Here is a 14014-nt window from a genome sequence, read left to right as displayed (position 1 = left end):
TTAACTAACATTTTCTTATAAAACAAAGGTAGGCCGGGGAAGCGACAGAACTTGTCGTGTTATAATTATTTTCAAATAAAAGGGAATTAAAATAGAATATAATTTTGTTTATCTCTTGGTAATTTAGATAGTGTTCTCCAATTCGTTTTTACCAGTCCTTTTTTAGTCTGAATATTCTTTTTTTCAAAGTGGGGAAGGTCTTTAAAGGTCTTCCAGTTTCCACCCCAGTCCCAGCCGTGCCGGGCGAAAATTTTCACACACTCATACCAGTCGGCTACCTGGTCATTATCCCAGTCTTTGGCAGTGTCCCAACTTGCAACCTTTCCGTCGATCATCAGGCAAATATCAACGGCAAGACCGTAATTGTGGATGCTTTGGCCGGCTTTGGCATTGGTCACTTTCTTTCCGGAAGTAATCCTTCCGATGGCATATAGTTTTTCCTGTTCTTCGAAAGATCTCAGGCCTTGTGTAATTCTTACTTTGGCCCTTCCGGTAAGAGCTTCATCACATTCTTTGATAATTTGCTTTACTTCATCTCTTACGGAAGGATGCAGCTTGTTTATTCTTTCTGACGTTACTTTATCCATGATTCATTATTTTTATTATGAAGCAAAAGTATAGGCTAAGGACGACGAAACTTGACGTGTTTATTAAAAATATGAAATAAAAAATATACTTTAAAGATAGAAATTTTCGGGCTTTCTGACTCCTTGAAAATGAGTATTGTTTCAAAAAATGAATACACAGAATAAACAATCATAAGATTTTTTATACCCGTAAAGTTAAGTTCAAATACGATCATAAAAATTAATAAAAGAAAAGCAGATTGACTGTATATTTGTATAAAAGCAACTCATAAAAATTAATGTCTTGCAATAAAAACACAATATTTCATGCATACTGTATTACCCTTTTTTCTGGCCATGATTGCCGCTATTGTTCTGCTTAATATGTGGGCAACCAAACTGAAGATCGCCTATCCCATTCTTCTGGTTGTATTCGGGCTGCTGGTAAGTTTTGTACCAGGACTACCGGTTGTAAAAGTAGATCCTGACCTTATTTTCTTTATATTTTTACCGCCTTTACTTTTTGAAGCCTCCTGGGCAATTTCCTTTAAAGAAATGAAAAGATGGTGGCGGATTATCGGTAGTTTTGCCTTTCTGGTTGTATTTTTTACGGCACTTTCCGTAGCTGTGGCGGCCAATTACTTCATTCCCGGATTTACAATCGCGCTTGGGTTCCTTCTCGGGGGAATTGTTTCCCCTCCGGATGCGGTAAGTACCGGAGCCATCATGAAATTTGTAAAAATTCCTAAAACCACATCAGCAATTTTAGAAGGAGAAAGTCTGTTGAATGACGCTTCTTCCCTTATTATTTTCCGTTTTGCACTCATAGCTGTGGGTACCGGGCAATTTGTATGGCAGGAAGCCTCTCTGAGCTTTTTATGGATGGTCATCGGAGGAGCCGGAATAGGGCTGCTGCTGGGATGGATCTTTGTTCAGGTACACAAACGGCTGCCTACAGATGCCTCTTCAGACATTGCATTAACCTTTATAGAACCTTATCTCATGTACTGGATTGCAGAGCAGCTTCACAGTTCCGGTGTACTTGCTGTAGTGGCGGGAGGTCTGTATATGTCTACAAGACGTTTGGTATTTTTGAATAGTGCCAGCAGAATAAAAGGCTATAGCGTATGGGAGAGCGTTGTATTCATCTTAAATGGTATCGTTTTCTTACTCATCGGTCTTGAACTTCCTGAAATTGTAGGAGGGCTGCGCTCTGAAGGAATTCCTTTGGGAACAGCTATCCAATACGGATTGCTGGTAACGGTTATTCTTATTTTAGCCAGAATAATCAGTTCTTATGCTGCAATGTTGGCCACGCTCATCTTCCGGCCAAGTGTTGCCCCACGGGCATCTACCAGAAGAAGGTCTCTTCTGATGCCTCTTTTCCTTGGATGGACAGGAATGCGCGGCGTGGTATCGCTGGCTGCGGCTTTAGCCATCCCTGTTACCCTTGAAAACGGCATGCCTTTTCCTAACAGGAATCTTATATTATTCATCACTTTTGTTGTAATTCTGCTTACTTTATTGGTTCAGGGTCTTACATTGCCTTATTTCATCAATAAAGTCCATGCATTCAAGGATTTTATGAATGAAGAAGAGGAAGAAAAAACAAGGCAGAAAATAAAACGTGAGTTGAGGCAGCACATGTACCATTTCCTGAAAACAAAACATGAAAATGAATTACAGGGACATGCAGGAATAGAAAGAATGCTGGCGCATTGGGAAGAAAAAAACAAAGCAAATGACGAAGGCTGGATGAATGAAAAAAACAAAGTCATTTTTGTTGAGATGCTCGAAAGCCAGCGACAGTATCTTTCAGAGCTTAATAAAGATATATCCATTAATGAAGAGGTTATCCGCCAGCATTTATACCAGATTGATCTGGAGGAAGAACGGTTGAAAATAATATAGAACGGATAAATTTAAGGGAGGCAAAATTACAACGCTAATACGACAAAACTTGACGCATTTAAAATAAATTAACTCTATCATATTCAGTGTGTTAAATATGGTGTTAATTTTTAAGCAAAATAGAATAATTATCTTTAAAATTGATAGTTTTGCATTAAAATTATTATCCTTCTGTCATGTATGCTTTAGTGGACTGCAATAACTTTTTTGTTTCCTGCGAGAGAACTTTGGATCCGTCTCTTGAGGGAAAACCTGTTGTGGTACTTTCCAATAACGACGGATGTGTGGTGTCCAGAAGTAAAGAAGCTAAAGATCTCGGCATTCCTATGGCAGCCCCTGCCTTCAAATATAAAGAACTTTTCAGGCAGCATGACGTAAAAAGTTTCTCTGCAAAATTTGAGCTTTATAATTATAAAAGCCAGCGTGTGATTGATATTTCAAGATCATATGTTATGGATTATGAGGTATATAGCATAGATGAATTATTCCTGGATCTTTCGGGCTTTAAGTATGTAGACATTCATGATTACTGCCTGAAAATTAAGGATGATATTAAAAATCAGGAAAATATCCCCGTAAGTATAGGAATTGCCCCTACCAAAACACTCTGTAAAGTAGCAAACAGAATTGTGAAAGAATTTCCCGACCAGTTTCACGGAGTTTATATCCTCAATACCCCTGACAAAATTGAAAAAGCCTTAAAGTGGCTCAATATAGGTGATGTCTGGGGAATAGGACGCAGGCTCGCCGCTACAATGCACGACAGTGGGGTCTATAAAGCCTGGGATCTCCTTCAGAAGCCTGAAATGTGGGTCCGGAAAATAATGGGAATTCATGGCGTGAGAATGATCAATGAGCTGAAAGGAATCCGCCAGCTGGAACTGGACTCGCCGTCTCCCAAAAAATCCATTGCCGTAACCAGAAGCTTTATGGAAATGCTTACCGGGAAAGAAGACGTAAGAGAACGGGTGGAAACCTTCGGGATGTACTGTTCCGAAAGACTCCGCAAGCAGAATACATGCTGCAGGATGGTCACCGTTTTCGTTCAGACCAACCGCTTTAGGAAAGACCTGCCTGAATATAGAAATGCAGTCACAAGGATTCTCCCTAATCCTACCAATTCCTCAATTTTGATAGGCAGGGTAGTGAATGAGCTTTTTGAAACCATTTACAAAGATGGCTTCCACTATAAAAAAGCAGGAGTCATTGTGAATGATTTCGTTCCGGAAAATGAAAGGCTTATCAGTCTTTTTGAAGAAGATTCTCAAAACCAACATCTTCCGGTTATGAAAGCCATGGATGCCATGAACAAAAAATTTGGCAAAGATAAGGTACGTCTCGGAAGCATGAGCGGCGAAAATACATTTGGGCGCGCCCGGCTTTCTCCGGAATATGAAGCTTTCTTAAAAAACAATACCCTTCCTGAAGCTAATTTCAGATTTCATTAGTGTTTAAAATTTTCTAATTAATGCGTTTTTTTGATTAAAAAAATGCATGTTTTACTGAAGCTTGTTGTGGTAAATTACTGAAATTCCGAATTTTGATATTGTTTTTATTCTTATAAACGATACATTTCCAGTTAATTACACTTTTATTGCCTTTTCATGTATTGTACAGGTGATCTGCTTCAATCTATCTTTGCTCAAGAATTTTACATTCTAAAAACCACAAATTGCATGAAAAAAATAAACACACTGATGAAAGGTGCGGTGGCTGGAGGATGTTTTTTGGTGAATATTGTTAGTGCGCAAGTTGGCATTAATACATCAAATCCTCAAGCCCTCCTGCACGCAGATGGAGCTAAAGATAATCCCGCTTCGGGAGTGCCAACCACGGCTCAGGCAGCTAATGATGTTGTATTTACTGTTAATGGTGAAATAGGGGCAGGAGCCCTTACTCCCGGTGTAAAAATAGACGCCCGGTCTGCTAATAATTCAGATAATTCTATAGGAATAGGAGAAACTACCCAGACAGCACCTGTAGCAGGATCCGGAGCGATGAGGTACAATCCGCTGAATGGTGGAAAAATGCAGTATTCAGACGGAATTGTGTGGCAGGATCTTATTTCTTCACCAACCAAAGCAGTTGTGGTCGCTAATCTTCAGGCCGCTAACTTTGCTGTTAAAGTTCCGTATCAAAGCTCTACCGGAATCTCCGGGTGGACAGAAATTTCTGATCCTACTGCTAATTTCACACCGGCAACAGGAATTTTCACAGCGCCCAGAACCGGCGTTTATTTAATTTCCTTTACCTATGATTTCGTAAGAATCCCCATTGTCTCAGGTTATTTTTCTGAGGCCAGATACGTTGTGAACGGTAGTACTGTCGTTAAAAAGTGCATAAAATCTTTTTCGAATACCTCAAAGCAGGCCCAGGTTGCCGGCTCATGTGTTGCCGGAGTTCAGCTTAATAAAGGAGATACTTTTCAGCCGCATCTCTACCAGTCGGTGTATAACGGAAGCTTAAGCCTGCGCACGGATACTACTCCGGCAAGTAATGAGTATGGCTTTGTCAATCTTTCCATAGTAGAACAATAACACACTTGATATGAAAAAAAGATTAGCCATTGCTTTAATGTTGGGCGGAGGCCTGTTTATTAAAGCACAAATAGGAATCAATATGTCTGCCCCGGAAGCCATTCTTCATGTGGACGGAAAGAAAAATACTGCTCCGGCAACACTGGCGAGCTATTATGATGATGTGGTAGTTACTTCTTCGGGAAATATCGGAGCCGGAACAAAATCACCTAAAACAAGACTGGATTTACGCTCCGATGAACACCTGAATGCTTTAGGTATTGGTGGAACATCGCAAACCGCTTCTGCAGCAAAAGCGGGTGCGATGAGGTATAATTCCGGAACGCAGGATCTGAGCTACTCCGATGGATCCTCATGGGTTACATTAGCCCATAAAGCGCCTAATGATTTCGTGGATGCAGAAAATTCGTCGGCACAGAGTTTTACAAACGGAACACAGACAGCCCTCACGAACTGGACGAAAAAGACAGATGTTAATGGGAATTTTAATGCCGGAACGGGTATTTTTGTTGCCTCCAAAACAGGAATATATATTGTTTCTTTTACATTTTCTCTGGCTTCAGGAACCATTGGCAATGATTCACGATATGAAACCCTGATTCAGACGAATTCAGCTTCTTCAGCAACGAACAAGGTGTTCAAATGTGTGGGAAGCTATCCGGGAACCAATTCGTTGTCCAATCGTGTGGCGGGAGGCTGCTCAGGAATTTTTAACCTTAATCAGGGGGATAACATTACGGTAAGTCTGAACCAGGCTTTAGGAACTGCAAAAACGCTGGATACAGACGGTTCACTGACTTCTCTAAGTATTTTCGGACTATAAAAACAGGAATGATGAAAAAAAGATATTTATTAATAATCTTAGCGCTGAGCTTCAATTTTACATTTTCACAGGTGGGAATCAATACCCCAAACCCAAGAGGGATTCTTCATACCGATGGCCAGAAAGATAATCCTGTATCAGGAACTTCATTTACGCCCGCTCAGCAGAGTAATGATGTTTTAATTACCAGTGAGGGAAGAATAGGAGCAGGAACACACAGCCCGGCAGTGAAAGTAGATGCCAGGAATTCCGGAAACGGGGCAATTGGCTTTGGAACTTCTACACTTACAGCAGCATCGGCAGATGAAGGAGCAGTACGTTACAATTCCGGAATAGAATATTCCAATGGAAATCAGTGGCTTCCCCTGCTTACTGCACAGCCGGCCGCTAACAAGGTGATTGTTATTGCAGCAAAAACGGACAATACGGTAAAGCTGGTTACGCCTTCCGCAGCTACCACCACGGGGCTGCAGAACCGGGCTAGTAATTATCTGGTAGGCTGGACGAAAGCTTTTGAGAGCAATTCCGGAACCAGTTTTAATGCTTCAACAGGAATTTTCACAGCCCCAAGGAATGGAGTTTATGTGGCTACTTTTACCACAGATCTGGCTCCGCTTGCCATTAATTATACAACAGATCCTTTAAACCCGATCCAGATAGAAGCGATATGGCAGCTTTACGATAATACAACGGGAGTACTTCCCGCAAATATTGTAAATACCGTAAAATGTGTCAATACGATGTCTTCAAACAGTAACGGGAATATTGATGCAGGGAGCAACTGTACGGCTTCATTTTATATGACCACGGGACAACGCCTGATGCCTTATATCTGGTTTAATCTGAACGGATTAGCTACAGCAGGCTTTTCACTCAACAATACAGGGGGATATAATAACCTGACCATAGCGGAACAGTAATCAGGAAATTCCTTCAAGAGCTTTGATAAATGCGGAAGGGTGCATTCCCGTAATTTTTTTGAATTCAAGCGAGAAAGCACTGTGGGAAGAATATCCGGTAATCTCAGCGAGGTGGTTGATTTTGTATTTGCGGAACTGAGGTTCGTTCTTTAATTGATCAACTACATAATTGATCCTCAGATGATTGATGTATTGGTTGAAATTGAAATTTTTATGTTTTTTAATAACTGCAGATAAATACTTTGTGTTCACGTTCAGTGCATTAGATAAATTATAACGTGAAATATTTTTTTTGTTAAAGTCAGAGTTCTCTTCAAAGGCTTTTAATCCTGCCAGGATATGTTCTTCTGTTTCGGGGGAAATTTTAATGTCGGCTGTAATATTGTTCCCGGAATGATCTTCGGTTTCCTGAAGGTCTTCTTCATAAGCAACAGGAGTAATTCCCTGCTGATAAATTTGGGCAACAGATCTTTTGTGTTTTTTTCGAAGGCTGAACATATTAAAAATAACTGCTCCCAAAACGATAAGAAGAATAATACAGGCTATAATCAGACCTTTGGAGAGGCTGTGGCTTTTTACCAGCTGACGGTCGAAATTTTCTTCCTTGTGACTGAGGGTTTCATTCACAGCCATTTTTTGGTTGTAAGCAACGCTGTCCTTCAGCTCAAGATTCTTCAATTTATATTTCTGAACATTTTGAAGGTCATTCAGTTGGGTGTAGGCCTCTTGCAGGTTTTTTGTAATTTCTATTTTCTTTTCGTTAAAACCGTATCTACTGGCAATTTTTAAAGCTTTCTGATAATACAAAACAGCACTGTCCTGCTTATTCTGCTGGGCAAATGAAAACCCGATATCATGAAGTATATTGGATCTCAGGTAATAATTATCATTCCCAACCAGGGCGAGGGCTTTCACAAAAAAAGACTTGGCTTCATCAAATTTCTTAGTTTCAGATAAATTATAGCCCAGATTAGTGTAAGCAGAGACCAGGAGTTCGTTCCGCCTCGGAATATTTTTGATCTGCTGAAATTCTCGGACTGCATTTTTAGAGTAAAATTCTTTCTTCTGGTGCTCATCCTGATTAAGAAGGATTAAAAAAGAATTATAAATCATTCCTTTCAGTTCGTGCCCTTCATCAGTGTTTTCATGTTTTATTTCGAACAGGCCTTTATCCAGGCTTTGGTAAGCTTCTTTCAGCAGTCCCAGCTTTGCATATTGTGTTCCCAGCATCCTGTAGGCGAGGGCTTTTCCGGGTGCATAATTGTTCTCAGAAGAAATTTTCAATGCTTTTTCTGCGAAATCAAGAGTTCCTTTTGCATCCGATTTTAAATATCTGTTATAGGATTTCAGATAGTAAGCTTTGGCAACATAACTGGGCTTGTTTTTCCTTTGTGCAGAATCTATAATAGCATTCAGTACAATTTCGGAACTGTCAGGGTTTTTAGAGGCCAGTGACCGGGCATATTGATATTGGTCCTCAAAATCAAATTTTTGAGAAAAAAGTGTGCTTGACAATATAAGGAAGAGAAAGAATATAATTTTTTTCTCCATTTGTGTTTATTGTGTTTACTTTTTTTCGTATTTCCAGTTTCTGGATTTTCCTTCGGCTAACCATTCCAAAGATTGTTCCATTCTTTTATTTCTGGTCGTTTCCGTTTTAGCTTCCGTGATCCAGTTAATGTATTCTTTTCTGAAGGAAGGTGAACCTTTTTCAAAAACAGCTAAAGCCTTTTTATTTTTTTCCAGGGCATCCTGAAAATAGTCGGGAACTTCAGTCTCCACTTTAGAGGGTGTTGTCTTTTTTACCGTAACTCCCATATCTGTAAGCTCCATCGCTTCAGCAATTGCTTTTCTTAGCAGGGTTCTGGAGGGTAGATCCTCAATTTTTGCGATCTTTCCTAAGCTGAACATGGAATTTTTTTCAATATCCCGGGTAATCTCATTCATTGTTTTCATTTCTTTTTCCAGCCAGAATCCGAAAGTGCAATGCTGTTTGAAAGAAGCCATCGCACAGAGAATCTTCCCTTTATAGGTAAAATTCGGAAAGCTCCATTTCATAGTTTCTTCTGCATCGGGACAGAATTCATGAACAGTTTCGCGGATATACTGTAAAACAGGTTTCGCGAAATCCTGGGACTTCTCGATATAAGCATCTATTTTAGGACTGTATTTTTCCATCATTTTTACTGAAATAATTGTACGGTCTCGTTAACAAGAAATCTTACCTGATCGGGTCTTCCCCTGTCATTTTTGGGATTATTCTTATAGCTTCCGGTTCTTACGATCACCATATTGTGTTCCGGAACCATGATGATATATTGTCCCTGCAGTCCCAGAAAGTAATAATGTTTAACAGGATTATCATCATTGATCCAAAGGCCCATTCCGTAGATTTCTTCGGATTTTTGAGTAGGCGTTTTCATCTGTTCGATAAAATCCAGACTGAAGATTTGTTTTTCACCTACTTTTCCGTTATCCAGAAATAACTGCCCCAACTTGGCATAATCCCTTGCATTGGAGTGGATGCAGCAATATGTTTTTTCCATGCCGTTATCGTCCGTGCTCCATGTGGCATTTTGTTCCATTCCCATGGGAATCCAGAATTTTTCAGATAAATAGCTTGCTAACGTTTGATTAAGGGCCTTTTTCAGGGCAAATCCGAGAAGCTGGGTAGACCCGCTCTGGTATTCAAATCTGGTGCCGGGCTCTTCTTTAAACCTTCTGGAAAATGTAGCTTTTACAAGATCTTTGCCATAGTAAGCTTTTGCATTTGGCAGAAAGGGGTTGCTGTAGTTTTCATCCCAGTCAAGTCCTGCTTCCATCTGGGCTAAATTTTTGAGAGTAACATTACATCCGAATTCTTTCTCTTTAAATTCAGGGTAAAAGTCAGAGAGTTTTTCGTCAATATTTTGGATAATACCCTCTTCCAGAGCTTTTCCTAATAGCATGACAGTGACTGCTTTTGCCATAGAAAAAGAATTGGTACTGGAAAGCTGGTTATAGCCGTCCCAATACTGCTCATGAAGAATTTTTCCGTTTTTTATCACTACAAAAGCAGCTGTTTTGGAGTGTTTTAAATTCTCAATCATGTGTTCAGGCAGTTCCTTATGATTATATTCGGGATCTTCCGTCCAGAGTACCGGTTCTTTGGTAGCGATGAGGTTTCCCGGAAAGAGGTTTCCATCGTCGATATTAGCGCTTAACTTTCCTTTGAGATAGGTTTTGGAAATTCCGCTTAATAAATAATCGTATCCCAAAAGATAAACTGCGGCTGCACCTACGGCTGCTCCGCCTATTACATATTTTAATGCCTTCATATGATCATGAGAATCAGTCTCAAACAAATTTAAAATAATTTTGATAAGAAAATAAGAAACGAGTGGTAAATAAACTATTTTTGCGATTAATGATGAAAATATGGCCAGAAAATTTATTGTATTTGTGCTTCTCATTTTTTCAGTGATGGGAGCAGCCCAGACCTATAAAATGATTGACACCGCAGACTATCTTCAGAGAAAAGAATTCTTAATAAAAAGAATCTGTGTCATCTGCTTATGTTGTAGATAAGGAATAAAAAAGCCCCAAATGATGGGGCTTTAATTTATATTTTAGAAAGTAAATTTCTGAAATTCGTTTTTTCGTCGATGATTCTTCTCAAATCTGAAACAGGAACTCTTTCCTGCTGCATTGTATCCCTGTCTCTTATCGTTACTGTGTGATCCGTTAAAGAATCATGATCGATGGTTATACAATAAGGGGTACCGATGGCATCCTGTCTTCTGTAACGTTTTCCGATGGCATCTTTTTCTTCGTAGAACAGGTTGAAATCATATTTCAGGTCGTTGAAGATTTTTTCTGCATATTCTGCCAGGCCGTCTTTTTTCATCAACGGAAGAATAGCAGCCTTGATAGGAGCCAATGCAGGAGGTAAGGACAATACTGTTCTTTCTGAACCGTCTTCAAGCGTTTCATCTTTCAGACAGTGAGCAAATATAGAAAGGAATAACCTGTCTAAACCTACCGATGTTTCCACAACATAAGGAACATAGTTTTCGTTTCTTTCAGGATCGAAGAACTGAAGCTTTCTTCCTGAGAACTCTTCGTGAGCTTTCAAATCGAAATCTGTTCTGGAGTGAATACCTTCCAGTTCCTTAAATCCAAATGGGAAGTTGAATTCAATATCTGCAGCAGCATTTGCATAATGAGCTAATTTTTCATGATCATGGAATCTGTAATTTTCATTCCCTAATCCAAGCGCTAAGTGCCAGTTCAGACGTTTTTGCTTCCAGTTTTCGTAGAATTCAAGTTCAGTTCCCGGAGCCACAAAAAACTGCATCTCCATCTGCTCGAATTCACGCATTCTGAAAATAAACTGTCTGGCAACGATTTCATTTCTGAAGGCTTTACCGATCTGGGCAATACCAAAAGGAAGCTTATGACGTGAAGTTTTCTGAACATTTAAAAAGTTCACGAAAATACCCTGAGCTGTCTCTGGTCTTAGGTAAAGATCCATTGCAGAATCTGCAGAAGCACCCAATTTAGTTCCGAACATCAGGTTGAACTGTCTTACCTCCGTCCAGTTTTTAGAACCCGTATCAGGATCAGCAATTTCCAGCTCTTCAATTAAAGCTTTTACATCAGCAAGGTCTTCATTTTCAAGAGATTTTGCCAGCCTGGAAAGGATAGCCTCTCTTTTTGCTCTGTATTCAAGAATTTTTGGATTCGTTGCAACAAATTGATCCTTATCGAAAGCATCACCGAATCTTTTCGCTGCCTTTTCAATTTCTTTATTCTCTTTGTCTTCAATTTTAGCACAGTAATCTTCTACCAAAACGTCTGCTCTGAAACGTTTTTTAGAATCTTTATTGTCAATCAATGGATCGTTGAAAGCGTCTACGTGGCCCGATGCCTTCCATGTGGTAGGGTGCATAAGGATCGCGGAATCAATACCCACAATATTTTCGTTAAGCTGTACCATAGCTTTCCACCAATATTGTTTGATATTGTTTTTTAATTCGGCACCGTTCTGTCCATAATCATAAACAGCGGATAAACCGTCATAGATCTCACTGGAAGGAAAAATAAAACCATATTCTTTAGCGTGAGAAATCACTTTCTTGAAAACATCTTCTTGCTTTGCCATAATTTTTTTACGTCTGATGTGCAAAAATAGTGAAAAAGCGGGAAGTTGAGGAGGGAAGATGGAAGTTTTTATATACATGACAATTAGGAGCCGGGAACCTGCTTTCGCTACTCGCTTTTTCTAGGTTTTGGATTGCTGCGGCTCCGCCGCCGCAACCCAAAACCTAGAAAAGAGCTCAGACATACCACTCAATCAGGGCTGGAGATCAGTCAAAAAATCTCTACTTTTGCCCCATGTTAGAAATTCTTTATCGCGACGAACATCTTATTGCTATCAATAAACCAAGCGGATTACTGGTTCATAAATCTTTTTATTCTGGAGAAGCCGATACTTACGCCATTCAGGAATTGAGAAAGCAAATCGGACAGAAAGTTTATCCTGTACATCGTTTAGACCGAAAAACTTCGGGGGTTTTGTTATTCACTTTAGATAAAGATACGCTGAGAATGATGAGCACTCAATTTGAGGAAAAAATAGTAGAAAAGAAATACATAGCCATTCTCCGAGGTTGGGCAAAAGAAGAAGAAACGATTGATTACGATTTAGTTAATGAAAATGAAGTCAAGCAGAATGCAGTTACTTATTATCACCGTTTACAGGCTTCGGAAATAGACCTGCCTTTTTTAAAACATCGAACTTCCAGATATTGTCTGGTGGAGGCTATTCCTGAAACAGGACGATTTCATCAGTTGAGAAAGCATTTCAAACATATCCTGCATCCGATTTTAGGCTGTCGCAAACATGGTTGCAATAAACAAAATAAATTGTGGCTTCAAACATTTGGTATCAACAAAATGACGCTTCACGCCCATCAATTGATTTTTAATCATCCTGTTTCTAACGAAAGAATTACGGTAAATGCCACTATAGATGACGAGTTCAGAAGAGTAGGGGATATTTTGAATTTCGATTTAAGTTCTTATTCTTAAGTGCTGTTACGATTATGCAGATTCACATTTATAGATGTTGTATATAAAATGCATTTTGATAAAATATCACAGGTCAATTAAAGATTAATTTTAAAATAAGTATTTTTGTAAAACTTTTTTTCAATGTACAAAAGTATCATCAGACCCATTCTCTTCAAATTTGATCCCGAAGAAGTTCATCATTTTACATTTTCAATGCTTAAAAATTTTGGATTTCTTACCAAGCTATTTTTACCCAAACCTATTGAAGACAAACGTCTGGAAAGAGAAGTTTTCGGATTGAAATTTAAAAATCCTGTAGGACTGGCCGCAGGTTTTGATAAAAATGCTGTTTTATTTAATGAATTGGGCGATTTGGGCTTCGGCTTTGTAGAAATTGGAACGGTAACTCCAAGAGCTCAGGCTGGAAATCCTAAGAAAAGACTGTTCCGTCTCATTGAAGATGGTGGAATTATCAACAGGATGGGGTTCAATAACGATGGTCTTGAAGCAGCAATCGAAAAGCTGAAATCCAACAAAGGAAAAATAATCATCGGTGGAAACATCGGAAAAAATACCGATACAAAACCGGAAAACTATACCCAGGATTATCTGGACTGTTTTGAAGGTCTTCATCCCCATGTAGATTACTTCGTCCTGAATGTAAGCTGCCCGAATGTAGGAAGCCACGCCAAGCTGGAAGATGTGGAATACCTGCGTGAGCTGATTACTGAAGTTAAAAAAATCAATCAGTCAAAAGCTGTACAGAAACCAATATTACTGAAAATCGCCCCGGATTTGAATAATAATCAATTAGATGAAATTATAGAATTGATTGCAGAAACAAAAATCGATGGAATTGTAGTTTCTAATACTTCTGTCAACAGAGAAGGGCTGAAAACTTCCCCTGAGACTTTAGCAGAAATCGGAAACGGGGGTTTAAGCGGGAAACCTATCCGCGAAAGAAGTACAAAAATGATCAGATACCTTTCTGATAAAAGCAACAGAGCTTTTCCGATCATCGGGGTAGGAGGGATTCATTCTGCAAAGGATGCAATGGAGAAACTGGATGCCGGAGCAATTCTGGTACAACTTTACACCGGATTTATCTACGAAGGGCCGGAACTGATCAATGAGATCAATAAAGAACTTTTAAAAAGAGCGAGCAGGCTTCCAAGATAAGACAAAAGAGAGTTGAAAAGCTCT

General features: G+C 39.4%; 12 protein-coding genes. 7 read left to right on the top strand and 5 right to left on the bottom strand.

Going from position 1 to position 14014, the window contains the following annotated elements:
- Nucleotides 1-86: 86 nt before the first annotated feature.
- Nucleotides 87-587: a M15 family metallopeptidase gene (locus ACM40_RS03100; protein WP_048501346.1), complete on the bottom strand. Its 501-nt coding sequence runs from the start codon at nucleotides 585-587 to the stop codon at nucleotides 87-89.
- Nucleotides 588-893: 306 nt separating this feature from the next.
- Here ACM40_RS03100 and ACM40_RS03095 point away from each other — a divergent pair, with 306 nt between their 5' ends.
- The 5 genes from ACM40_RS03095 (at nucleotide 894) to ACM40_RS03075 (ending at nucleotide 6757) form a co-directional block, all read left to right on the top strand.
- Nucleotides 894-2477 (top strand): Na+/H+ antiporter, encoded by a 1584-nt coding sequence (locus ACM40_RS03095; RefSeq protein ID WP_048501345.1) that lies wholly within the window; start codon nucleotides 894-896, stop codon nucleotides 2475-2477.
- 176 nt (nucleotides 2478-2653) lie between these two features.
- Complete coding sequence (locus ACM40_RS03090; protein ID WP_048501344.1) at nucleotides 2654-3925, top strand: Y-family DNA polymerase; 1272 nt, start codon at nucleotides 2654-2656, stop codon at nucleotides 3923-3925.
- Nucleotides 3926-4153: 228 nt separating this feature from the next.
- The gene (locus ACM40_RS03085) at nucleotides 4154-5014 is read left to right on the top strand and encodes a hypothetical protein (protein ID WP_048501343.1); all 861 of its coding nucleotides are present in this window, start codon (nucleotides 4154-4156) and stop codon (nucleotides 5012-5014) included.
- Nucleotides 5015-5024: 10 nt separating this feature from the next.
- Complete coding sequence (locus ACM40_RS03080) at nucleotides 5025-5837, top strand: hypothetical protein (RefSeq protein ID WP_048501342.1); 813 nt, start codon at nucleotides 5025-5027, stop codon at nucleotides 5835-5837.
- Nucleotides 5838-5845: 8 nt separating this feature from the next.
- The gene (locus ACM40_RS03075; RefSeq protein WP_048501341.1) at nucleotides 5846-6757 is read left to right on the top strand and encodes a hypothetical protein; all 912 of its coding nucleotides are present in this window, start codon (nucleotides 5846-5848) and stop codon (nucleotides 6755-6757) included.
- On the opposite strand, the gene ACM40_RS03070 is transcribed toward ACM40_RS03075, so the two are convergent.
- The 4 genes from ACM40_RS03070 to ACM40_RS03055 all read right to left on the bottom strand — a co-directional run bounded on the left by ACM40_RS03070 (nucleotide 6758) and on the right by ACM40_RS03055 (nucleotide 11900).
- Complete coding sequence (locus tag ACM40_RS03070) at nucleotides 6758-8308, bottom strand: helix-turn-helix domain-containing protein (RefSeq protein WP_083996778.1); 1551 nt, start codon at nucleotides 8306-8308, stop codon at nucleotides 6758-6760.
- Between the two features lie 15 nt (nucleotides 8309-8323).
- Nucleotides 8324-8938, bottom strand: a complete 615-nt coding sequence (locus ACM40_RS03065; protein ID WP_228376125.1) for a YdeI/OmpD-associated family protein — start codon at nucleotides 8936-8938, stop codon at nucleotides 8324-8326.
- Nucleotides 8939-8940: 2 nt separating this feature from the next.
- Nucleotides 8941-10074: a serine hydrolase domain-containing protein gene (locus tag ACM40_RS03060; protein ID WP_048501339.1), complete on the bottom strand. Its 1134-nt coding sequence runs from the start codon at nucleotides 10072-10074 to the stop codon at nucleotides 8941-8943.
- 284 nt (nucleotides 10075-10358) lie between these two features.
- Complete coding sequence (locus ACM40_RS03055; RefSeq protein ID WP_048501338.1) at nucleotides 10359-11900, bottom strand: glycine--tRNA ligase; 1542 nt, start codon at nucleotides 11898-11900, stop codon at nucleotides 10359-10361.
- A gap of 233 nt (nucleotides 11901-12133) precedes the next feature.
- Here ACM40_RS03055 and ACM40_RS03050 point away from each other — a divergent pair, with 233 nt between their 5' ends.
- Nucleotides 12134-12829, top strand: coding sequence for a pseudouridine synthase (locus ACM40_RS03050; RefSeq protein WP_048501337.1), 696 nt, complete (start codon nucleotides 12134-12136; stop codon nucleotides 12827-12829).
- Between the two features lie 123 nt (nucleotides 12830-12952).
- The gene (locus ACM40_RS03045; RefSeq protein WP_048501336.1) at nucleotides 12953-13990 is read left to right on the top strand and encodes a quinone-dependent dihydroorotate dehydrogenase; all 1038 of its coding nucleotides are present in this window, start codon (nucleotides 12953-12955) and stop codon (nucleotides 13988-13990) included.
- Nucleotides 13991-14014 lie beyond the last annotated feature (24 nt).

Source organism: Chryseobacterium sp. BLS98 (assembly GCF_001045445.1).
In the GTDB taxonomy this organism is placed as follows: Bacteria; Bacteroidota; Bacteroidia; order Flavobacteriales; family Weeksellaceae; genus Chryseobacterium.
The sequence above is the reverse complement of the archived record's forward strand: the minus strand, read 5'-3'. Positions and strand labels throughout refer to the sequence as shown.